Source organism: Serinibacter arcticus (assembly GCF_003121705.1).
Taxonomy (GTDB): domain Bacteria; phylum Actinomycetota; class Actinomycetes; order Actinomycetales; family Beutenbergiaceae; genus Litorihabitans.
Genome location: NZ_PYHR01000002.1, coordinates 1,318,487 through 1,340,871 on the forward strand (window position 1 = coordinate 1,318,487; position 22,385 = coordinate 1,340,871).

Annotated in this window: 21 protein-coding genes; 7 read left to right on the top strand and 14 right to left on the bottom strand. The window is 72.1% G+C overall.

Going from position 1 to position 22,385, the window contains the following annotated elements:
• The first annotated feature begins 37 nt into the window (after positions 1–37).
• Positions 38–1,081, top strand: coding sequence for a DNA polymerase IV (locus C8046_RS06050; RefSeq protein ID WP_158277140.1), 1,044 nt, complete (start codon positions 38–40; stop codon positions 1,079–1,081).
• 16 nt (positions 1,082–1,097) lie between these two features.
• Here C8046_RS06050 and C8046_RS06055 read toward each other — a convergent pair whose 3' ends face one another.
• The 11 genes from C8046_RS06055 to C8046_RS06105 all read right to left on the bottom strand — a co-directional run bounded on the left by C8046_RS06055 (position 1,098) and on the right by C8046_RS06105 (position 10,475).
• Positions 1,098–2,060: a DUF916 domain-containing protein gene (locus C8046_RS06055; RefSeq protein WP_109228674.1), complete on the bottom strand. Its 963-nt coding sequence runs from the start codon at positions 2,058–2,060 to the stop codon at positions 1,098–1,100.
• A gap of 92 nt (positions 2,061–2,152) precedes the next feature.
• Positions 2,153–2,968, bottom strand: a complete 816-nt coding sequence (locus tag C8046_RS06060; protein WP_109228675.1) for a hypothetical protein — start codon at positions 2,966–2,968, stop codon at positions 2,153–2,155.
• 9 nt (positions 2,969–2,977) lie between these two features.
• Positions 2,978–3,571, bottom strand: coding sequence for a hypothetical protein (locus C8046_RS06065; protein WP_109228676.1), 594 nt, complete (start codon positions 3,569–3,571; stop codon positions 2,978–2,980).
• A 77-nt stretch (positions 3,572–3,648) separates the two neighbouring features.
• Complete coding sequence (locus tag C8046_RS06070; protein WP_109228677.1) at positions 3,649–3,849, bottom strand: hypothetical protein; 201 nt, start codon at positions 3,847–3,849, stop codon at positions 3,649–3,651.
• Positions 3,846–4,832, bottom strand: coding sequence for an HtaA domain-containing protein (locus tag C8046_RS06075; RefSeq protein ID WP_109228678.1), 987 nt, complete (start codon positions 4,830–4,832; stop codon positions 3,846–3,848). Before C8046_RS06075 ends, C8046_RS06070 begins: the two co-directional genes overlap by 4 nt.
• A gap of 190 nt (positions 4,833–5,022) precedes the next feature.
• Positions 5,023–5,658, bottom strand: a complete 636-nt coding sequence (locus tag C8046_RS06080; protein ID WP_109228679.1) for a hypothetical protein — start codon at positions 5,656–5,658, stop codon at positions 5,023–5,025.
• Positions 5,655–6,284 carry a hypothetical protein gene (locus tag C8046_RS06085; protein ID WP_109228680.1) on the bottom strand — a complete coding sequence of 210 codons (630 nt, stop codon included), beginning with the start codon at positions 6,282–6,284 and terminating at the stop codon, positions 5,655–5,657. Before C8046_RS06085 ends, C8046_RS06080 begins: the two co-directional genes overlap by 4 nt.
• On the bottom strand, positions 6,281–7,405 hold the full coding sequence (locus C8046_RS06090; RefSeq protein ID WP_109228681.1) for a heme/hemin ABC transporter substrate-binding protein: 1,125 nt from the start codon (positions 7,403–7,405) through the stop codon (positions 6,281–6,283). The genes C8046_RS06085 and C8046_RS06090 overlap by 4 nt, the downstream gene beginning before the upstream one ends.
• A 16-nt stretch (positions 7,406–7,421) precedes the next feature.
• Positions 7,422–8,195 (bottom strand): GDSL-type esterase/lipase family protein, encoded by a 774-nt coding sequence (locus tag C8046_RS06095; RefSeq protein ID WP_158277141.1) that lies wholly within the window; start codon positions 8,193–8,195, stop codon positions 7,422–7,424.
• Position 8,196: 1 nt separating this feature from the next.
• Complete coding sequence (locus tag C8046_RS06100; protein WP_109228683.1) at positions 8,197–9,336, bottom strand: glycosyltransferase; 1,140 nt, start codon at positions 9,334–9,336, stop codon at positions 8,197–8,199.
• Entirely contained in the window at positions 9,333–10,475 is a 1,143-nt protein-coding gene (locus C8046_RS06105; protein ID WP_235866425.1) for a glycosyltransferase, read from the bottom strand. The genes C8046_RS06100 and C8046_RS06105 overlap by 4 nt, the downstream gene beginning before the upstream one ends.
• A gap of 149 nt (positions 10,476–10,624) precedes the next feature.
• Here C8046_RS06105 and C8046_RS06110 point away from each other — a divergent pair, with 149 nt between their 5' ends.
• The 4 genes from C8046_RS06110 to C8046_RS19710 all read left to right on the top strand — a co-directional run bounded on the left by C8046_RS06110 (position 10,625) and on the right by C8046_RS19710 (position 16,054).
• Positions 10,625–11,557 carry a nucleoside hydrolase gene (locus tag C8046_RS06110; protein ID WP_109228685.1) on the top strand — a complete coding sequence of 311 codons (933 nt, stop codon included), beginning with the start codon at positions 10,625–10,627 and terminating at the stop codon, positions 11,555–11,557.
• Between the two features lie 98 nt (positions 11,558–11,655).
• Positions 11,656–11,949 carry a hypothetical protein gene (locus C8046_RS06115; protein WP_109228686.1) on the top strand — a complete coding sequence of 98 codons (294 nt, stop codon included), beginning with the start codon at positions 11,656–11,658 and terminating at the stop codon, positions 11,947–11,949.
• Positions 11,950–12,320: 371 nt separating this feature from the next.
• Positions 12,321–14,126, top strand: a complete 1,806-nt coding sequence (locus tag C8046_RS18035; RefSeq protein WP_158277142.1) for a DUF7507 domain-containing protein — start codon at positions 12,321–12,323, stop codon at positions 14,124–14,126.
• A complete protein-coding gene (locus C8046_RS19710) occupies positions 14,054–16,054 on the top strand; it encodes a DUF7507 domain-containing protein (RefSeq protein ID WP_158277143.1) in 2,001 nt (666 codons plus the stop codon). Before C8046_RS18035 ends, C8046_RS19710 begins: the two co-directional genes overlap by 73 nt.
• 73 nt (positions 16,055–16,127) lie before the next feature.
• Here the strand turns inward: C8046_RS19710 and C8046_RS06165 are convergent, their stop codons facing one another.
• A complete protein-coding gene (locus C8046_RS06165; protein WP_146197076.1) occupies positions 16,128–16,595 on the bottom strand; it encodes a hypothetical protein in 468 nt (155 codons plus the stop codon).
• 553 nt (positions 16,596–17,148) lie between these two features.
• On the bottom strand, positions 17,149–17,724 hold the full coding sequence (locus C8046_RS06170) for a hypothetical protein (protein WP_109228688.1): 576 nt from the start codon (positions 17,722–17,724) through the stop codon (positions 17,149–17,151).
• A gap of 264 nt (positions 17,725–17,988) precedes the next feature.
• Here C8046_RS06170 and C8046_RS18050 point away from each other — a divergent pair, with 264 nt between their 5' ends.
• Both C8046_RS18050 and C8046_RS06175 read left to right on the top strand, forming a co-directional pair.
• Positions 17,989–18,174: a hypothetical protein gene (locus tag C8046_RS18050; RefSeq protein ID WP_146197077.1), complete on the top strand. Its 186-nt coding sequence runs from the start codon at positions 17,989–17,991 to the stop codon at positions 18,172–18,174.
• Positions 18,175–18,332: 158 nt separating this feature from the next.
• Complete coding sequence (locus C8046_RS06175) at positions 18,333–19,556, top strand: MFS transporter (RefSeq protein ID WP_235866427.1); 1,224 nt, start codon at positions 18,333–18,335, stop codon at positions 19,554–19,556.
• Here C8046_RS06175 and C8046_RS06180 read toward each other — a convergent pair.
• Complete coding sequence (locus C8046_RS06180; RefSeq protein ID WP_158277144.1) at positions 19,540–21,888, bottom strand: LuxR family transcriptional regulator; 2,349 nt, start codon at positions 21,886–21,888, stop codon at positions 19,540–19,542. The genes C8046_RS06175 and C8046_RS06180 overlap by 17 nt on opposite strands.
• Positions 21,889–22,385 lie beyond the last annotated feature (497 nt).

Below are 22,385 nucleotides of genomic sequence, written 5' to 3' on the forward strand. Positions count from 1 at the left end.
TACCGGCCATCGGTTCGAACGAGCGTACGATGACGACGTGACACGTGGACCCCTGCTGCACGCCGACGCCGACGCCTTCTTCGCCTCGGTGGCCCTGCGCACGCGCCCCGAGCTGATCGACCGACCCGTCGCCGTCGTCGCGCACGTCGTCGTGGCCTGCGCGAGCTACCCCGCCCGCGCCCGCGGGGTCCGCGCCGGCATGCACGTGGACGAGGCGCAGACGCGCTGCCCCGGCCTGGTGATGCTCGACGTGCCGCAGGCCGAGATCGAGGAGGTGGGCGACGCGCTGCTGGCCCTCTTCCACGAGCACGCGGCCGCCGTCGAGCCCGGATCGATCGAGGAGGCCTTCCTCGACACCGGGGCCGCCGACGTCGAGGAGGCGGTCGCCGTCGCCCGCAGCCTGCGACGTCGGGCGGCGACCGAGCTCGGCATCCCCCTCACCGTCGGGGTCGGCCGGACGAAGCTGATGGCCAAGCTCGCCTCGCGCGCCGGCAAGCCCGACGGCCTGCACGTCATCGACGCCGCGCGCGAGGCCGAGCTGCGGTCGACGCTCGCGCCGTCGGAGATCTGGGGCATCGGGCCGCGGACCGTCGCCCGGCTGGGCGATCTCGGCGTCGTCACGCTGGCCGACGTCGACCGGGTGGCGCCCGCCGAGCTGCACCAGACGTGCGGGACGGCGATGGCGCGCCGGCTGCTCCAGATCCGCGAGGGGACCGACGACGCCGTCGTCCGCCCCGTGACGCGGCGCGCCTCGTTCAGCGCGAGCGGCGCCACCGCCGGCTACGCCCGCCCCGACCGCACACCGCAGGAGCTGCTCGAGACCTGCGTGGGCCGGGTCTGCCACCGCGCCGAGCGGTCCGGGCTCGCCGGCTCGGTGCTCGCCGTCACGCTCACGCCCGAGACCGGTGAGCGGGTGCGCGTGCTGCGGACCGGGGTCCCGGAGGCGACGGCGGAGCCGGCCACGTGGAGCCCGCTCGCGCGCGATCTGCTCGAGCGGGCGCCCGTCCCGCGACTGACCGGACTCGGCGTCACGCTCGAGCGGCTCGTGCCCGTCGACCAGGTGCAGGGCGCGCTGTTCTGAGCCTCGCGGCGGAGACTCAGGCGCCCGTGCGGCGGGCCCGGCGCACGCCGAGGAACACGGCGGCCGCGACCACGATCGCGACGACGGCCAGGCTCGCCCACGGCACGGAGACGACCGAGGCCGAGGCGGTGCTCGCCTCGGCGACCGCGCCGTCGATCCCCTCGGGGGTGACGTGGACGTCGACGTCGACGGGGCCGACCAGCCACGACGTGACCAGGTCGACCTCCACCGGCAGGGAGCTGCCCGGCATCAGCTCGACCCGCTCGGCCACCGCCCGGGCCGACCCGACGAGGCCGCCGGCCTCCGTCGCGGCGGTGACGACGGCGCGCACGTTGCCGGTGTTGGTGACCGTGTAGGCCACCGAGACGGCCGGCGGTTCGAGCGGGTTGAGCGACGGCGTCACGCTCGTGACGACGTCGCCCACCTCGACGGCCAGCGTCGTCTCCCCCGCCACGCGCACGTGGATCCGGGAGCCGAGCCGACGGTCGAGGCGCACCTCGCCGTCGCCCGCCTGGACGGAGGAGGTGACGATCCCGCCGGGGTGGTCGCCGGGCGAGGCGTCCGCCGGGACGGTGATCGTGAAGGGCACCTCGACGGTCTGCGCACCGTCGAGGTGGATCGAGGTGACCGGGGACGTGACCCACGCCCCCAGGTCGAGGGAGGTCTCGCCGTCCGGCAGGAGGTCGAGGTGGCCCGACGGCGTCGTGTAGCCGTCGGCCGCGTAGACGGCGAGGTCGAGCGGGACCGCCCCGAGGTTGGTCACCACGAGGGCGTCCTCGACGACGGCCCCTGGGTCCAGCTCGTAGGCGAAGTTGGGACGCCCGGCGCCCTGGGCGTTGTCGGCCGGGCGCACGCTCCAGGCGAGCTCACCCTGGGCGGCGGCGTCGGTCGCGGCCGGCGCGGCGAGCGCGGTGCCGCCGGGCAGGAGGAGCGTCGCGGCGAGCAGGAGGCCGGCGAGCACGGGGGTGGGGCGGGTCATCGGTGGTCCTTCTCGTGACGCGTGCGGGAGGATGTCGGCGGGAGGTTCCCTGCGGTGTCGACGCAGGGAACCTCCCGCTGACGTCAGCGGCCTCAGCCCAGCGCGGTCAGCGTCAGGGTCGAGGTGTAGGAGCCGGCGGGTGTGCCGGCCGGGGCGAGCAGCGTCAGCGCCGTCGTGACGTCGGCCGCGCCGGCGCCCGTGGCGGAGGCGAGGGTCTGCTGCGTGGACAGGCCCGCGCCCGTGCCGGCGACGACGGCCGGTCCGGCCTGCAGACCGGCGGAGGAACCGGTCGCGGACGGTGCCCAGCCGAGCGCCGCGGCCGAGAACGTGCTCGCGGTCGAGGCGAAGTCGGCGGCCTGGCCGCTGAGCGACCATCCGGCCGCGCTCGTGCGGGTGTCGGTCACCGTGATCGGGTGGAGCACGCCGGAGGCGGAGAACCCGGCCTCGCCCGCGGTCGCCCGTCCGAGGCTGACGGCGGACGTGCCGTTGATCGTCCAGGACAGGGCGCCGGGCTCCGGCGTGGTGACCTCGGGGACCTCGACGACGACCGGGACCTCGCCGTCGTCGACGACCGGCTCCTCGGTCGGCTCCTCCGTCGGCTCCTCGACGACGTCCGGCAGCTCCCACGCGACGCCCAGCGGCTTCGTGGTCTTCTTCGGGTCGGCGGCGCCGCCCGAGGAGTACCAGTACGCGGCCTGACCGGTCCTGGTGTTGAAGTCGACGAACGACTGCGGGAACGAGCCCCAGCCGGCGGCCGTCCGGACCTGGCTGACGCCCTCGCTGGCGACCTCGACCCCCGCGTAGTCCGGGGTCACGGTGAGGCCGTCCTCGGTGAGCGCGACGCCGGTGAGGTTGGCCAGCACGATCTCCTCGGGCGCCAGCGGCACCCACTGCGTCATGTCCTCCATGGACGTGCCCTAGCCGGAGGCGGTGCCCGTGAGCTGGCCGGTCCCGTCGGCGGCGACCGTGAGCTCGGGGTCGCTGATGCTCCAGTACGTCAGGCCGCCGTAGAAGACGATCGTGACGTCGCCGTCCCACGCGACGGTGGCGGTGCCGGACGCGAGGTCGACCGTCCCGGTACCGCCGGTGATCACGACGCGGTTGTTCGTGCTGCTGCCGGCCGCGGGCGAGACGGTGCCGCCGGCCGCGTTCTGGCACTTGGTGGCCCAGGTCGGGCTGATGGTGCCGCCGTCGGCCGTGGGCTTGACGATGGAGACGTTGCCCTCGGTGGCCTGGTAGAAGCCGTCCGCCTCGGTCCACAGCCGCGAGGATCCGGTGTTCCCCGCGAGTCCGGCGGTGAGGTAGTTGCAGCCACCGAAGTAGGCGCCGCCGCCCGTCTCCTCGTTGAGCTGCCAGGTGAGGGTGACGTCGTCGACGGCCGCGGCCGCCGCGGAGGCGGGGGCGGCGAGGGCGACGGCGGTGGTGGTCGCCAGGGCGGCGGCCGCGAGGCCGGCGCCGAGGCGGCGCAGGGCCGGCCGGGTCGTGCCCGGCCGAGCTGGGGTGCGTGTCATGGGTTCTCCTTCGGGGTTCTCGTGCAGGGGAGGTCGCGACGCCGGGGCGGCGTCACGGGGAACGGGGTGGGGCGGCCTCAGCCGCGCCGCGTGAACGGCAGGACGAACCAGCCGCGGGGGAAGCCGACGACGGCGAGCGAGCCGAGGGTGAACACCCCGGCCAGGACCAGGGCGAGGCGCGTCCGCGGATCGCCGGCGACGTCGTCGAGCGCCGGGATGAGGCTGCGTCCCGGCAGCACGGTCTCGGCGGCGACGGCCTGCGGGAGCGGGACGGTCACCGCGCCGGGCAGGGCGAGCGACGGCGTCGGGGCGACGGCGGTCGGGGCGATGGCCCCCGCGCGCCGGGTCGGGGAGGTGGGGCTGCTGCTGCCGGAGTCGGTGCCCGCCGCGCCGGGCACGCCCGCCGTCGCGGCGCCGCCGTCGCCCGCGAGGTCGGGCAGGTCACCGCCGCCCCGGGGTCGGGGGTGACCCCGCCCGAGGATCCCTCACCGGCGTCGATCGGGGCGTCGGCGTCGAAGCTGACGTAGACGGTGGTCGCGGGCTTGGCCGGATCGCGCAGGCCGCCCGAGGAGTACCAGTAGGCGAGCTGGCCCGTCTGCGCCTGGAAGTCGACGAAGGACTGCGGGAAGGACCCCGAGCTCGCCGCCCCGAGCACCTGCTCGCTCGCGCCCGCGGGCAGCGTGACCGCGACCCCGCGGTAGCTGGGCAGCGTCGCGAAGCCCTGCGTGCCGAGCGGGACGGCCGGGAGGTCGGCCAGCACCACGCGGGTGGCCGGGAGCGCGCTCCACCTCGTCATGTCGGCCATGTCGGTGCCGTAGCCGCCGGCCGTGGCCGTCAGCGTGCCGCGTCCCTGGCTCACCTCGAGCACCGGGTCGGTGAACCACCAGTACGTCAGGCCCCCGTAGAAGACCACCGTGACGCCGCCGTCCCACTCGATGCGGGCGCTTCCGGTGGCGGGGTCGACCGTGCCGGTCCCGCCCTCGATCACCGCCTCGATGCCGGTGCCGACGAAAGAGGCGGAGCTCACGGGGGTGCCGCTCGGGTCGAGGCACCGGTCGGAGAACGGGACCGTGCGCCGCTCGGTGAGGCCGCCGGCCGTGGCGTAGGGCTTCTCGATCGTGACGTTGCCGTCGGTGGTGGCGAAGAAGCCGTCGGCCGCGGCCCACACCCGCCCGCCGCCCGTGTCGCCGACCTCGCCGGCCGACAGGAAGTTGCAGCCGCCGAAGAAGGCGCCGGAGCCGCTCTCGACGTTGAGCCCCACCGGAGCTCGGCGTTCGAGACGGTGAAGGAGGGCTGCTCGGTCGACGTGGTCGGGATCTCCACCTCGAGCGCGATCCCGTCGTTGCCCGTCTCCGGGACGGGAGCGCCAGGGGCGGCCGCGGCGGTGCCGGCGACGGCGAGCGCGGCCCCCAGTCCGAGGGCCGTCAGCAGAGCGGTCGCGACCGGGCGTCTCACGAGCGCGCTCCGGTGCTGACGGGCTCGACGTCGGGCGTGCGCGCCGCCCTGCGACGACGACGGCGCCGCACCAGCGCCGTGACGCCGGACGTGATCAGGAGCGCGAGCAGGACGAGGCCGGCCGCCGCCGCGACGAGGACGGGCCAGCCGGGGCCGGCGGCGTCCTGCTCGGCCTGCGCCTGCAGGGCCGCGGCGGCGAGCACCGGGTCCTCCACGACGGTGAGCACCATCTCCGGGGCGTCACCCGAGGCGGCGCCCACCAGCGTCAGCGTGTGGGAGCCGGTGCGGATGTCCGCCGGCAGGGTGAGCACGCCGGCGACCTCGCCGGCCGCGCCCGCCACCAGCGGCCCCGCGGCGGCGAGCCCGCCGCTGAGGGAGGCGACGACCTGCTCCCCCGGGGCGAATCCCTGCCCCGTGAACGCGATGACGCGGCCGACGACGACGGTGCGCGCCTCCACCCCCAGCGTCGCCGGGACGTCGGGGGCCGCGGGTTCGGCGGGCGTCTCGCCGTCGACCGCCTCGTCGTCGCCGGCCCCACCCTCGGCCGGGGCGGAGGCGGCCCCGGCCGCCGACCGCTCCGCCGCCCCGCCCTCGTCGGACGCCGCGCCGCCGTCGCGGCTGCCGCTGGTCACGGCCGCGGGCGCACCGCCCCCGGGCTCGCGAACGTGACGGGCGTGAAGGTCTCGTTGGTGGCGTTCTTCACGCCGTGCGCGCCGATCGTGATGATGCCGCAGGTGACCTCGCGGCAGTCCACGGGGGTCGGGGCGTTGTCGCGGTCGAGACCGGTGAACGTCGGCCCGGGGATGACCATGGTGGTCGACCAGGTGCCGTCCGCCGCGATCTCGCCGTGCGCCTCGCCCGCCGTCGAGCTGCCGGGGAAGGCGATGAAGCGGCTGTAGCCGGCGTTGGCGCCCGACTCGGCGTCGGGGACGTAGACGTAGGTGGCACCCGTGGCGCCGCCGTTGCTGGGGGCCCAGCCGCCACCGCCCGGGTCGCTGACCCAGCCGAACAGCACGTAGACACCGCCGAAACCGCCCTGCACCGACTGGAAGCCGGAGCCGGCCAGCGTGACGGTCGTGGCGCCGTCGAGCGACGCCGTCGCCGACCCGAGGTCGCTCGAGACGCTGACGCGGCCCGCGGCCCGGGCGTCGGGAGCCGGCACGAGAACGGTGAGAGCCGCCGTCGCGACGACGACCGCGCCGAGGAGCGCTGCCGGCCGGAACGCGCGGCCCCGACCCCGCGTCACCGCGGCGCTCACTCGGCCACCGCCGTCGCCCCGGGCGCGTAGATCGCGACCGCGAGGGCCTCGAGCACGTCGGCGCTGGCCGGACCGAAGCTGAGGATCTCGGTGTCGGCCATGTCCACGAACCGTCGGTTCTCGCCGGCCGGGGTGCTCGCCAGGGCCGGGACGGCCTCGAGCAGACCGTCGACCCCACCGGTGGACTCGAGCCCCTTCGTCATGAGGAGCACGAGCTCGGGCTGCATCGCGATCAACCCCTCGTCGGTGACGGGCTCCATCCCGGTCCACCCGATCTCGGACGCGACGTCGATGCCGCCGAGCCCGGTGATGAGGGAGTCGGTGCCGGAGTCCTGACCGAACAGGTAGTAGATGCCGGAGCCGCCGCGCACGTACAGGAAGATCGTGCGCAGCCCCTCCCCCGCGGGCGGGGCGACCTCGGCGATCTCGCGCTCGGTCCTGTCGATCCGCTCCTGCGTGCGCTCGGCCAGCAGCTCGGCCTCGTCCGGCAGCCCGACGGCGGCGCCGACCTGCCGGATCAGGTCGCCGACGGTCTCCAGGCTCCGCCTCGCGTCCACGACGACGACCGGGATCCCGGCCTCGCGCATCTGCAGCACGACGTCCCACGGCCCGAGCGAGGTGTCCGTGATGATCAGCGTCGGCGCCAGGTCGAGGATCGACTCGGCGTTGAGCTCGTGGCCGTTGGCGGTGACCAGGGGCAGGTGGGCAACCTCGGGGAACTGCGAGGAGGTGTCGCGGCCGACGAGGCTGTCGAGCAGCCCGAGCTCGACGACGGTGCGCGCCGTCGACCCGTAGAGGTCGAGCGCGAGGATGCGGCTGGTGTCGTGGACCGTCACCGACGTGCCCTGGGCGTCCGTGACGGTGACGGGCAGCTGGGGCCGGGGGTCGGTGGCGACCGGCACGACGTCGCTCTCGGCGAGCCGGGCCGTGGACGGGCCGACGAAGGTGTGCGGGTCGGCCAGCGGCGTCACGTCGGCCAGGTGGGGACCGGCGGCCGCGGCGGCGGCGTCACCACCGGCGTCGGCCGTGCCCGAGCACGCGGCCAGACCGAGCGAGGTGGCCATCAGGAGCGCGAGCACGGACCCGCGTCGGCGCGCGCGAGAACGATCGATGGAGAACATGCAGGCGAGGCTACCCTCAGTTAGCCAAGCCTTGCCTCTCCTGGTCGGGGGGTGAGATCGCGGGGGTCTCCTCGGCACGGAGCACGGCCCGTCGGACGGCGTACCCGGTGCCCCGCGTGACGTACCAGGTGGCACGGTCGCGACGGCTGAGGGTGACCGACGGCGGCTCGGGCGGCGCCTGCCCCGAGGCGATCCCTGCCCGGCAGAGCAGCTCGAGATAGTCCACGGCGACGGCGTGGTGTCCGGCGGCGGTGAAGTGGATACCGTCCGGGCCGAGCATCCGGGCGCGCCCGACGCGCTCGACGGTGCGCCCGACGTCGAGGTGCAGCGAACCGGACTCCGCCGCGAGAGTCTCGACGGCAGCGTTCAGCGCCTGCACGCGCGCGGACAGCCGCCGCACGCTCCACCCGGGCAGCGCCAGCACGTCGTCGGGCAGCGGCATCGTCGCCGTCAGCAGCGCCGCCCCGCCGGCACGCAGCCGCCGGGCGGTGCCGGTCAGCTCCTCCCCCACGGCCGCGGCGTCGAACCCCAGGCGGAGCACGTCGTTCAGCCCCAGCCACAGCACCGCGACGTCGGGCCGGAAGGCGCAGGCCTGCGCGGCCTGGCGCGTCGCCCCGTCGTTCGCGTCGGCGCCGCGCCAGGCCGCGCTGCCGGCGACGACGTCGGTCCCGCCGGCCCGCAGCGCGCGCGCCAGGTAGCCGGGGAACGGGGTGAGCAGGTCGTTGCTCCAGACGTCGGCGACCCCCTCGGTCAGGCTGTCGCCGAGGGCGAACAGCCGCAGCGTCACCACCTCACGCCCCCGCCGCAGCCGGCAGGTGGTGGCCGAGGACGCCCGCGTGCACGCGGAGCATGGCGTGCGCCGACGCCTCCCACGTGAGGCCCTCGGCGCGCGCCAGCGCCCGCTCGCGGACCGGGGCGCGCTCGGCGCCGGCGAGCTGGACGACCGCGTTCGCGAACGACGTGGCGTGCGCGGGGACCGCACGGCCGCCGTCGCCCACGACCTCCGCCAGCGCCCCGGTGTCCCCGCACACCACGGGCACGCCGCACGCCATCGCCTCGAGCGCGGCGAGCCCGAAGGTCTCGGCGGGCGCGGGAGCCAGCACGACGTCGGCGTCGCGCAGGATCGCGGCGACCTCGTCGGGACGACGGTGCCCGACGAGCTCGACCGGGAAGCCGGCGGCGGCCCGCGCCACGCGCTCACGGTGCGGCCCGTCGCCGACGATCGTCAGCTCGGCGTCCACGTCCCGCAGCACGAGCTCGACCAGCGTCTTGACCGACAGGAAGGGGTACTTCTCCTGCGAGAGCCGACCGACGTGCACCAGGTGCAGCGGCCCGCCCGATCGACGCGCGGGCGCGCCGTCGCCGCGCTCGATCTCGGACCGAGGCCGGAAGACGCCGCGGTCGACGCCGAGCGGGACGACGTGGGCCGGCACCCCGATCCGGCGGAACTCGCTGGCGGCGTAGGCGCTCGGCGTCACGACGGCGTCGAGGCCGGCCGCGCTCGCGGCGTTCAGACCGTTCGCGACGGCGGAGGCGACCGCCCGCGGCACGCCCCAGGTCCGCGCGACGTCCGTGACGTTCTCGTGCGCCACCATCACGCAGGCGATCCCGCGGGCCCGGGCCCAGCGCGGCACCCACCGCAGCGTGGTGCGGTCGGAGATCTCCAGCACGTCGGGGCGGAACGCGGCGATCGCCTCGGCGATCTCGGCCCGCCCGGTCATGAGGCGGTAGCCGGCCGAGCCCGGCAGCGGCCACGACCCGACGGCGCGCACCTGCGCGGGGGTGTCCCAGGCCCAGTCGTCACCCGTCGCGGGGACGATCGCCCCGACGGTGTGGCCCTCGGCCCGGTAGCGCCTGGCCCACTGCCCCAGGGCGGTCTTGATGCCGCCCGAGGTGGGCGAGACGAAGTTGGCGAGCTGCAGGATCCTCATGCGGCGGACCTCCTGGTGGGTGCGGTGAGCGCAGGGGCACCGGAGCCGGGGCGGCCCCGGTGGAGTGCGACGGCCTCGGCGTGGTGGGTGGCGAGCTCGGCGACCGAGGCCTCGATGCCCCGGGTGAGGGAGACGGCGTGCGCGCGGGCGCCGCGGGCGTCCCGATCGGCCAGGACGCGTCCGACCGCGGCGGCGAGCGACGCCGTCGACCCGGGGGTGAAGTGGCTGCCGGTGCGCTCGTCCACCAGCTCGGCCACGCCACCGGCGGCGGGCACCACGGCGGGAACGCCGCAGGCCATCGCCTGCATCGCGGCCTGGCAGAGCGTCTCGTGCCGGCCGGGGTGCACGAAGACGTCCAGGCTCGCGACGGCGGCGGCCAGCTCGGCGCCCTCGAGGCGGCCGGTGAGCACGGCGCCCGGGAGGCGGGCGGCCAGGTCCGTGCGGCTCGGCCCGTCGCCGATGAGGGCGAGGGCCACGTCGTCGCGACCCGCGAGCGAGGACAGCAGCCCGAGCTCCTTCTCGGGGGCCAGCCGGCCCATGTAGCCGACGACCGGGACGTCGCGACCGCCGGTCAGCCGGCGCCGCCACGCGGCGGTGCGCGCGGTGGGCGTGAAGAGGTCCAGGTCGACGCCGCGGTGCCAGCGCCGCACCCGCGGCACGTCGTGGGCGCGGAGGTCGGTGACGGCGTCGTCCGTGCACGCGAGGTTGAGCGTCGCCCGGCGGTGGATCCCCGCGATCCAGCGCCACACGGGGCGCTCGGCGAAGGCGTACCCGTTGGCGACGGCGAACGCGGCGACGTCGGTCTGGTAGACCGCGACGCTCGGGATCGACGCGTCGGCCGCGGCCCTGACGGCCTGCGCGCCGAGCAGGAAGGGTGAGGCGACGTGCACGACGTCGGGCGCGACGTCGCGCAGGAAGGACCGCAACCCCGTGGTCGGGACCGAGGTGGAGTACCCCAGGCGGGTGACGTGGAGCGAGGGCGTCGCCAGGACGCGGGCGACGCCGTCGGGCACGTCCTGCTCGGCGCCCGGCGCCACGAGGGCGACCTCGGCGCCACGACCCAGAAGATGGGTCACCACCTGCTCGACCGACCGCACGACACCGTTCGTGCTCGGTTTCCAGGACTCGGTCACCACCATGACCCGCACGATGGCGACGTTACGGAGCGTGCGTGACGGCGCGGCGGAGCCGAGGTGGCCGGGGGTCGAGGGGTGGGTGAACGCGAGGGCGTCCGCGGTGGCACCATGAAACCGACCCCGCCCGCGTCCGAAGGAGCGTCCGGACACCCATGAACCAGCCCGCACCGGTCTACCTCGACTGCGACACCGGCATCGACGACGCCCTCGCACTGACGTACCTGCTCCACAGCAGCAAGGTCCGTCTCGTCGGCATCGGCACCGTCTCCGGCAACACCTCGTCGCAGGAGGCAGCCGCCAACACCCAGAGCCTGCTGCGCGCCCACGGCTCCTCGGTCCCCGTGGCGGTGGGCTGCCGCGACCCGCTCGGCGGCAGCTATCGCGGCGGCGCCCCGCACGTGCACGGCACCAACGGGATCGGGGACGTCTCGCTGCCCGCGGGCGACGACGTCACCTCCGAGGGCGCGCCCGAGATGCTGCTCCGGCTCGCCCGGGAACACGGGACCGACCTGGACATCGTCGCGATCGGCCCGCTCACCAACCTGGCCCACGCCCTCAGCCTGGATCCGACGCTCCCCCGGCGCGTGGGCACGCTCACGATCATGGGTGGCGCCGTCTGGGCCCCCGGGAACATCACCGGCTCCGCGGAGGCCAACCTCTTCAACGACGCCGAGGCCGCCCGACAGGTGCTCGCCGCCGGATTCACCACGGTCCTCGTCCCACTCGACGTCACCGTCGCGCACTGCTTCGACGACGGCGACGCCGAGGCGTTCACCCGTGCCGGCACGTCGCTGCACGTCGCGCTCGGGGCCATGCTCCACCGCTACATCGACTTCTACGAGAGCGTCGACCACGTCCGCCGCGCCCCGCTGCACGATCCGCTGGCCGCCGCGATCGCCGTCGGAGACATCGAGACCGTCACGCGGGAGACGGCCCTGGCGGTCACGCTGGACGGTCCCGAGCAGGGTCGGACGGTGGCCGTCGCCGACGGACCGACGGTGCAGGTCGTGGTGGGGGCCGGACAGGACACCGCCGACATCATCCGCGGCGGGATCCTGGCGGCGGGGCCGAGCGCCGGCCGGTGACCCGGGCTGCTGCGCGCAGCTGATCCGAGGCGACCCGGCTCGCGGAGGAGGGCTCCTCCGCCCGGGACCACGTCTCGTCGGGGACGTAGGTTGGCCGGATGGACCGGGACGAGAGATTCCACGTCAGGGTGTTCAGCGACTACTCGGCCGAGACGCCCGTCTGGTTCGGGGGCGGACTGGTGGTGGACCTCGAACGTGTGCTCGGGGTCAGTACCGAGCTCGCCGATCGCCTGCGACGTCTGGCGACGCTCTTCGACGACAACGCCCACTGGGAGCACGGCTGGAGCTCCCCCCAGGCGCGGGAGGAGTACCACCGTCTGCTGGAGGAGCTCGTACCGGAGCTGCAGGAGGAGCTTCCTCCGCCGTACTGGGTGACCGCCGGGTCCGAGTAACGGGATGAGCGACGCGCAGGAAGATCACACCCTGCGCCGGAAGCGCGTTCACGCACTCGTTACGTATCTCCTGTAGCGCTACGCATGTTTCGGATCTAGCCTGAACGGGTTCGAGAGCCGACCTGACCGGTGGCTTCGGACCGCTCCCGGCGCATCGATGAGCCGGGTCGCGTTCGTGCGAGAAAGGTCTCTGAGGGATGAAGCAGCTATCACGTTGGTATCGGGGTGGGACGAGAACGGGTTCAGCCGGCCGTCGTCGTTCCTCCCGGGTCGCCGCTCTGGCCAGCGCCACTCTGGTCGCGAGCCTGTCCACCGCGGGGCTGGCGGCCGTCGTCGCGCCGTCGGCCACGGCCGTTCCCGGTCAGCCAGGAGTGCCGTCCGATCCCCCCGTCCTGTACGAGGAGACGTTCGAGAACTACGGGGGGGCCGACAGCGACGTCGTGAACCTCCCGGACTACTCCTCGGGCCAGGGGGTCACCTACACGGCCGACCCCTTCTGGCTCGACGTGCTCATGTGCAACGGCTTCCTTCTCACGTTCCAGGCGCCCGAGAACCCGCCCGCGGGGTACTGCGGCAACTTCCTGTCGGAGTGGCGAGACGTCCGGGTGAAGGCGTACGCGCTGGGCCTGCTGAACTCGCCCGCCGATCCCGAGACCAATCGAGCAGTCTCCAGCAACACCTCGGGCAGCACCGCGGACAATCAGCGCCAGTTCGTCTCGTCCCAGATCCCGCTGGCGGCCAACGGTCGCTTCGTGACCTTCTCCGTCGACGCAGCGGCCACGGCGTGCTTCACCAACTACGCTCCCCTGCTGCGGTTCTACCTGACCGACGCGATCGGCAACGAGACTCCCGTGTCGACGTCGGCGATCAACCCGTGCACCGACTCTCGGACCCAGGTCTACGAAGGTCTCGGCCAGGTCGTCCACTACGGGAGCTTCGCGGCCAACTCCTCGGTCCTGCTGACCACTCCGACGGTTGGCGTCACGATGAGGAACGAGCACGGTGGCGGCGGCGGCAACGACGGAGCGTTCGACAACATTCGGATCTTGGACGTCACACCCCAGCTCGACAAGGCGTTCGTGCCGGCCATCGCGCCGGTGGGAGGCACCTCGACGCTGACCTTCACGGTGACCAACAGCAGCGAGCTCGCAGCCAAGGACGGTTGGTCCTTCACCGACACCCTTCCCGCCGGCCTCATCGTCGCGAGCCCCGCCTCCGTCGGCGGAACCTGTCAGGCATCGACGACGACTGCAGCCGGATCATCGAGCATCGTGATCTCCGAGGGCTCTCTCGGCGCTGGCGAGGTCTCGTGCACCATCACCGTGCCCGTCACCCACTCAGCGGTCCAGGCAGGCCAGAGCGCCCCACTGTCGTTCGAGAACTGCGCCGCGAACATCAGCCCATCGCTCGGCCTGAACCTTCCCGGATGCGCTCCGGTCACCTTCGTGAGCAACCCGGCCATCGAGCTCGCCAAGTCGGCCAGCACGGACGAGGTCACCCTCGGCGAGCAGGTCACGTACTCGTTCGTGGCCACCAACGTCGGCGACGTCACGCTGAGTGACGTCGCCGTCTCCGAGGAGGAGTTCTCCGGGTCGGGCGAACTCTCCGCGCTGCAGTGTGCGCAACCCACCACGCTGGCGCCGGGCGCCTCTCTCACCTGCACGGCCACCTACACCGTCACTCAGGCCGACGTCGACGCAGGTTCGATCTACAACACCGCCACGGCCACCGCCACCGACCCGTTCGGCACCCCGGTCAGCGACGACGACGACGCGATCATCCCGTCCGACGCGCAGGCCGGCTACACGCTGGTGAAGCTCACTGACGTGGTCGACGTCAACGACAACGACCTCACCGACCTCGGCGACGAGATCAACTACACCTTCCAGGTCACCAACACCGGCAACACCACCCTCACCGACGTCAGCATCACCGACCCCATGCTGGCCGATCTCAACATCACCATCACCTGCAACCCGACCACCCTCGCCCCCGGCGCATCGGTCACCTGCGAGGCAGACGCCCCGTACGTAATCACCCAGACCGACGTCGACAACGGCCAGGTCATCAACACCGCCACCGCAACCGCCACCCCGCCCCCGGCGTGGAAACCCCCGAACCCCCCACCTCCACCACCGACACCCCCACCGACCCCGTCGCCGACTACACCCTGGTGAAGCTCGCTGACGTCGTCGACGTCAACGACAACGACCTCACCGACCTCGGCGACGAGATCAACTACACCTTCCAGGTCACCAACACCGGCAACACCACCCTCACCGACGTCAGCATCACCGACCCCATGCTGGCCGATCTCAACATCACCATCACCTGCAACCCGACCACCCTCGCCCCCGGCGCATCGGTCACCTGCGAGGCAGACGCCCCGTACGTGATCACCCAGACCGACGTCGACAACGGCCAGGTCATCAACACCGCCACCGCAACCGCCACCCCGCCCCCCGGCGTGGAAACCCCCGAACCCCCCACCTCCACCACCGACACCCCCACCGACCCCGTGCCCGGAATCACCCTGGTCAAGACGGTGGACGCGACGGAAGTCGTGCTCGGGCAGGAGGTGACGTACACCTTCGTGGCGACGAACTCCGGCAACACGACGCTGACCGGCGTCCTGGTCGAGGAGGTCGAGTTCACCGGGGCGGGCGAGCTCTCACAGCTCGCGTGCGACCCGGCGCAGCCCGCAACCCTCGCCCCGGCAGCCTTCGTCACCTGCACCGCGACCTACACGGTGACGCAGGCCGACGTCGACAACGGTGGCGTGGACAACACCGCCTCAGCGACCGGAACGCCTCCGAGCGGACCGCCGATCTCCGACCAGGACGGTGCCGAGCTTCCGTCCAACCCCGAGGCCGGCTACACGCTGGTGAAGCTCGCTGACGTGGTCGACGTCAACGACAACGACCTCACCGACCTCGGCGACGAGATCAACTACACCTTCCAGGTCACCAACACCGGCAACACCACCCTCACCGACGTCAGCATCACCGACCCCATGCTGGCCGATCTCAACATCACCATCACCTGCAACCCGACCACCCTCGCCCCCGGCGCATCGGTCACCTGCGAGGCAGACGCCCCGTACGTAATCACCCAGACCGACGTCGACAACGGCCAGGTCATCAACACCGCCACCGCAACCGCCACCCCGCCCCCCGGCGTGGAAACCCCCGAACCCCCCACCTCCACCACCGACACCCCCACCGACCCCGTCGCCGACTACACCCTGGTGAAGCTCGCTGACGTCGTCGACGTCAACGACAACGACCTCACCGACCTCGGCGACGAGATCAACTACACCTTCCAGGTCACCAACACCGGCAACACCACCCTCACCGACGTCAGCATCACCGACCCCATGCTGGCCGATCTCAACATCACCATCACCTGCAACCCGACCACCCTCGCCCCCGGCGCATCGGTCACCTGCGAGGCAGACGCCCCGTACGTAATCACCCAGACCGACGTCGACAACGGCCAGGTCATCAACACCGCCACCGCAACCGCCACCCCGCCCCCCGGCGTGGAAACCCCCGAACCCCCCACCTCCACCACCGACACCCCCACCGACCCCGTCGCCGCGCTGTCTCTCGACAAGCAGGTCTCGCGGGTCGAGGACGTGAACGGCAACGGAGTGGTCGACGCCGGAGACCGCATCACGTACGTGTTCGTGGTGACCAACACGGGCACCGTCGTGCTGACGGACGTGAGCGTTGACGACCCGAAGCTCGAGGCGCTGGGCATCACCGTGCGGTGCGACCCGACGACCCTCCGCCCCGGGGCCTCGGTGACGTGCGAGGCCGACTCGCCGTACTCCATCACGCAGGCGGACACGACCGCCGGACGGGTGGTCAACACGGCGAGCGCCGTCGGGGACGCGCCGGCCGGCGTCGTCCCGCCCACGCCGGCGACCGACACGGTCAGCACCACCATCGGAAGCCCCGTGCCCCTCCCCGTGCGTCCAGGGCTTCCGGTCACCGGAGCACACGGGGTCGGACTCGGCCTGACCGCTCTGGCGCTCCTCGGCGTCGGTGGAGCGATGATCGTCGTCCGTCGACGGAGTGAGGTCACGATCTCCCGCGGCTGACACGACCCGCGGGCGGTGCACGGGTCGGCCCCCAGCCACACGGCTGGGGGCCGACCCCGTGGTTCGGGCTGCTTCACACCTGGCTGGGAGAGGTCTGAGCTCGAACACCGCTGAGGTACGTGCTCACCATGTTCCGGATGGAGATGTCGCGTCCTGCTGCGATCTTCGCCAGCAGGATGCCGTCGAACATGACGAGGAGCTCCGACGCCCGCCGGACCGGTTCGTCCACTCCGAGATTCGACAGGATCCCCGCGAGATGCTGGAGCACGTTCTCCTGAGGTTCAGACGCGGCGTCGACGAGGCACCGGAGCTCTGGATCGTTCCTCAGCTCGATCCGCAGAAGGATGGCTGCAACCTGATCGACCTCCCGACTCACCATCAGCTCGAGAGAACTCGCGATGAACTCCACGGCCGCCCGATCATCCGCGATGTGGTCGGTGGGCACGACCTGGACGGACCCCTCGAACCGGGAGCGAAGTCTCCCGAGAGCCGCAACGAGGAGATCCCGGCGCGTTCGGGCGTACCGGGTGGTGGTTCCCATCGGTAGACCGGCCTGCGCGTCGACGGCTCGATGCGTGAGCCCCCGCATGCCCTGGGCTGCGATGACCTGGAGGGCGCCCTCGGCAACCTTCTGCGGTCGATCTCCTGACGAGCGCGGCATCTCAGAGGTCCCTTCGTCGTGACACGTGCCTCATGCCCCGTGTCACGGGTCAGTATCGCCTAACGACGCGGACCGTCACGAGCAGCGCGGGTCACGAGCGAGATCCCAGCGACCTCGCCGGCGCTCCGGCTCCGAGCGTCCAATTGCGCGACCGGGGCGCCTTACGTAGTCGTGCGGGCACCCTCGCGGCCTCCTGACCGACGCGGTGGTGCACCCCAGGGTTCCAGCCACACGCCGCTACCGGCTGCAAGGTGCGCAACGTGCGGAGATGACGAACGGCTGGTCTCAACTTTCGTTGGGACCGCGCAGTTCCTTCGTAGCGGGGGATGCCGTACACCCTCGATACCTGGGACCGCACAAGAGAACCTCGGGCCTGGACACGCTCAGATCGACCGAGCCACGTCACGGGTGGGTACCTGCCTGCTCTGCGTCGTCAGTAGCGGGTCACGGTGACGAGGGTTGCACAGGAGGATTCGTCGGCGTAGGCCTCGATGATCTCCTCGTCCTCCACCTCGGTGAACGGGTAGTTGGTGGGGGCACCCTCGCCGTGGCGAGACATGTCCTGGAAGAGATCGATCGCCTCGATCTGTACCTGGTCGTCGTGGCCCGAGAGCTCGGTCGGGAAGGTCGTGAACTCCTCCAGACGCGGCTCCGCGACAGCGAGACGGCCGTCGTAGTAGGACACGAACGGCGCGATCACGTCCGCGCCGTCAGCGACCGCCGGAGTCGACTCGGAGATGGCGTCGCGCGCCGCACTCAATCGGTCGAGCTGGGCCTGCCCCGCCGCTAGCGCTTCGGCGCGCTGCTCCTCACCGGTACCCGCGAGGGCGAGCGGGAGGTCCCGATTGGTCTCCTCGAGCTCGTGATAGTCGAGCCAGTCGGAGCATGCGACCTGGACGAACTCGGCCGGCGTGACCCCTTCGTACTCGACGGCGGGATCGGAGGAGCAGGCCGATGACGAAAGCCCGAAGCAGACCAGAACTGCCGAAAGAATGACGTGACGTCGCATTAGTCCCCATTGTCGAGATGGCGTCACCTACGGTCTCACACATGTCGCACACCTTCCCCACCCCAGGGAGTCGAATGTCGAGACGACGCGCAGTCGCAGGTTCCGGGGGTGAGAGCGAAGGTGAATTCATTGCTCCTGACTCCACCTGTCGGACCAGAACCGAATAGTTTCGACGCGCCCGACAACCATCCTTCCGTCCGTGGATGAGACGCCCGAGGCTCCACGTCGCGGGCAACGGTTCCGGATGCTTCCCCAGGGGGCTTGATGACTACAGCAACGAGCCGAGCAGCCGGCCACGCCGACATGCTGATCAGCCGCGACGACTGGGATGACGTGAACGCTCCCCAACAGTGGAAGGACTGGCTCGTCGAGACGGGACGTGTCCTGCTCCTCGACCGTCGGGAGCCGATCAAGAGCTCCGCGGCGCCACCTGACGTGACGCGCGCCTGACGCGAGCGCTCGACGTGCCCGTCACACGCTTGCTGACTACGCTCCTAGCGCCGATCGCCGCCTCCGGGCAGTCACCCGACGTGCGTCAACGGTCTGGCTCGCCAAGTGGCGAACGCGCCACCGACCGAGGTACAGAAAGGAGCACGCCCGTGGGTGTGATGAGCGCTGACGAACGCCTCGCCAGCGACGTTGCTCGACGCCGACTCCTGTGGCCCGCCCTGGGCCTTGCGATAGCACTGAACGCTGCTTACGGCGGACTCGGAGGCGTGCTCGTGCCCGCGCAGGTCGCGCTCGTGGATGCCGGAACCAAGGAGGTCAACCTCGCGATCGTGATGACGACGGCGTCTCTCGTGACGATCGTGGTCTCACCTCTGGCCGGTGCCGCATCGGACGGGACCCGATCGCGCTGGGGCCGTCGAGCACCCTGGATCGTGACGGCCTCCGTCGTGGCTGTGCCTGCGGCGCTGGCGCTGGGCTCCGCCCGATCTGTGCTCGCTCTCACCATCGGCTGGGTCCTGACGCAAGCGGCTCTCAACGTGGTGCAGTCACCGTTCGAGGCGGCCGTCGCCGACCGGGTCCTCCCCTCCGAGCGGGGGCGGGCCGGCTCCATCCTCGGCGTCGGTGTGTCGTTGGGGCTCGCCCTGGGAGTGGTGCTGGCCGGCCAGCTCGTGTCCTTCCCTCTGGCTACCGGGGCGCTGCTGACCTCTGCGGTAGCCGTTGCCGCCGCCGTCCTCGTTCGTCGCAATCCCGAGATCGCCAACGCAGGAAGCGGACTGACCTCAGGCCTCCCGACGATGACCTGGCCACGGCGAGCACCGGACTTCACCCGCGTCTTCGTGGGTCGGTTCATGCTGGTGCTGGGCAACCAGCTGGTGTCGGGGTATCTGCTGTTCATCCTCATGGACCATCTAGGACTTAGCCGCGAGGGCGCCGCGGCCACCGCTGGGCTCGTGGTCACCATTCACACCGGATGCATCGCTGTCGCGGCCGCCGTCGCTGGGCGGTTCACGGACAGCTCTCGCCGCCGCAAACCGTTCGTCGTGGTCGCCTCGATCGTCGTCGCCTGTGCCCTGCTGCTTCCCTGGCTCCTGCCGACCGTTCCTGCGGTGCTGTGCTACGCGGTGGTAGCAGGGTTGGGTCGTGGAACGTATCTCGCGGTGGACACGGCGCTGATGATCGACGTCCTGCCGCAGCGTCGGCACACGGGTCGCGACCTCGCCATCCTGGGACTGGCCCAGGTTGTGCCCCAGGCCCTCACCCCCCTCGTCGCCGTCGGGCTCCTGACACTGAGCCACGGTGACTACGGGGTGCTCTTCGCCGCGGCCCTCGGGTTGGTTCTCGTCTCGATCGTGCCGGTGATGCGAATCAACTCGGTTCGTTGAGGTTGACCGCCGAACCTTCGCCGTCATCCTCGGTTCGCCGAAGCAGACCAAAGCTCGTGGCGGCGGCGAGCGCCTCCCTGCGGTTGGTGGCTCCGAGCTTGCGGTAGAGGCTGCGCATCTGGCTCTTGACCGTGTTGGCCGACACGACGAGCTCTTGAGCTATCCGGACGGTGCTGGCCGTGTCGACGAGCTTGCGCAGCACGACCTCCTCGCGCGGTGTCAGGTGTGGAACCTCGGGAATGGCCGAGGCGGTCGATCCGGGTGATCCCCCTCTTTCCCCCTGGGACGTCGAGGCGAAGCGCTGAAGCAGGAGCGCTCCCTCGGCGCCGGGGACCAGGAAGAGCGGAAAGCTGAGGCCGGACGCCTCGAGCTGAGCCTCCAACCGGAGCACGGCTCGTTCCGCCAGCTCCGACCGGCCCAGGCGGAGAAGAGCTGCGGCCTCGAGCGCACCGTGCTCGACTCGCAGCCGCGGCGCGGTCAAGCCCAGGGACGAGGCTCGCGCGAGCCGCGTCAGCGCGAGGTCAGTTCGTCCCTGTGCGAGTGCGAGGCGGCCTCGAGCCAGCGCCCCCGGGGCATCCTCGCGGCGGGTTCGCCGCAGCACTCTCTCGGCGGCCGCCGGCTGACCCGCCGCCAGATGCAGGAGCGCCGCGGTCTCGTCGAGTCGGCGCAGCACGGGTTCCGGCGCCCCGGTCCGCGACCGCCTCGAGCGGCGCACCCTGTCCATGCGCTCGAGACCCTCGAGCGGCCGACCTCGTCGGACGTCGAGGAACGCTCGAACCTGGAGGAGCACGCTCCAGTGTTCGACGGTGGGGAGGATCGGCCAGATCCGGTCGAGCCAGGCTTCCGCCTCGGCGGGCTTTCCGTCCTCGAGGGCGAGCACCACCTGAGCGACGCGAAGATAGGTGCCCTGGTAATCGTCGATCTTGTCCGGCGGCCACGGCCGGGACAGGGCGAGGTCGCGCCACGAACGAGCCTCGTCCAGGTCTCCGCGAAGAGCGGCGGTGCCGGCCAGCAGTGCCCAAGCGTGCAGGTTGGGCTCGAGGGGGGCCGCCGCCGCCGCACCGGCTTCGAAGGCCTCGACGGCCTCTTCACGGAGGTCGCCGTAGAGAAGTCCTATTCCGGCGTGAAGGAGCAGGTCGCTGCGGAGTGCGCCGAGGGCCGCCTGACCGGTGGCGTCGAGCTGACCCAGGGCGCTCGCTGCTCGGCGGGCACCGGCCACACCACCGTCCGCGAGCCCGGTCAGTCGGAGCGCGACGCTTTCCACGGTCGCCATGAGCGCGCGGTCGGACGGGGTGGCCGACCGATTCAGTCGCGCGGATGCAGCCGCGGTGATGAAGAGCTCAGCGGCTCGAAGTCGGTGCTGACGCCGGGAGTTCAACGCCAGACCGAGAGCGAGCGCGACCACCGGATGCTGCTGAAGCCTTCGCACGGGGGTTCTCTCGAAATGCTCGACAAGAATCGCGCCGTGCTCCCACAGCAGTGGAAGCCCACCAGTCGTGAGGACGAGGCCTGCCAGCGCCAGGTCGTCCGCCTGACCGGCAGCCCGAAGTGCGCGAGGCAGGTCACGCCTGGCCAACGCCCAGTTCGCGTGAGCGACGTGGATCGAGCGGTCCTCCGGGCTGGCATCCTGCCTCAGCGTCGCTCGTACGGGGGCAGCGAGACGGATGATCAGATCGCCCCCCACCTGCCGCTCGACGCGCGCCAGTCCTGCGCGCACGACGGCGCGCATCACGTCGTCGACCGCGACTCGCGGGTTCAGGAGTCGAGCGAGCTCGTCCGTCACGGGATCGGCCAGAGCCCAGGAACGCAGCACCCCCTCCGTCTCGGACGAGAGGTCCTGCAACGCGAGCGCCCGGACGCGGCGCCGCACCTCCGCGTCGTGAGCCCTGATCACGTGATGTTCCGTCCGCACGAGCTCGGCGCCCGTTCGGAGACCGTCGTCCTGCCCCACCGGCATGACGCTCACCATGCGAAGCCCTGCCGGGCGGCCGAGGATCGCCCGCTTCAGCTGGGTCGCGACCTCAGCCGACGTGCCAGTCGCCCGCGCAATGTCGTCGACACTCAGCTCGAGGTCCGCCACGACCGCCACGGCGGGGAGGGAGACCTCCGGCTCCCACGAGGCGTCGGCGCTCGCCAGCAGATGGAGCTGCGGTACGGAGCTCGCCACGGTGAGCAGGCTCGCTCGCAACGGTTCCGGAAGACGGTCGAGGTCGTCGACGACGAGCGTCGCGGAACTCCCGAGTCGAAGGAGTGTCCGAACGACGCGCGGGATCAGCTCGTCGGGATCCTCGGGGAGCTCCGGCACCTGCTCCGACAGCAGTCCGGAGTCCATCAGGAGCGCGAGAGCATGCCCCCACCACGCGGCGGGCCTCGAGGACCCGCCAGGAACTCCCACCCAGACGCCCTCCACCACGGTTCGTTCGAGCCGGCTCCACTGCCTCAGCAGGGTGGTGCGACCCGACCCCGGCCACGAGCGGACCAGGACATGCCGAACTGACTCGTCGAAGGCCGGAATGAGCGCCGTTCGGTCGATGAGATGGAGATCGAGGGCTGGCGCGCCATAGATGCGGCGGGAAGGCAAACTTCGTCCCTTTCTCGATGGCTTGATCACGACCCCTCGGCGCAACAGCGACCACCCTAGGGCAACAACCAGGCCGTCGCGCGGCAAGTCGTGGAGAAACATCTTGAACGCGAATCCGGGCCTTCCGCCGCTGCGGTCTGGCCGATTAGCGTGAACCCCGGTACGTGACGCCTCGCGCCCGAGGGTGACGTTCAGGGCGATTTCACTCGGGCGCGTACGCCGTTCGACATTACCCCGCCTAATCTGAC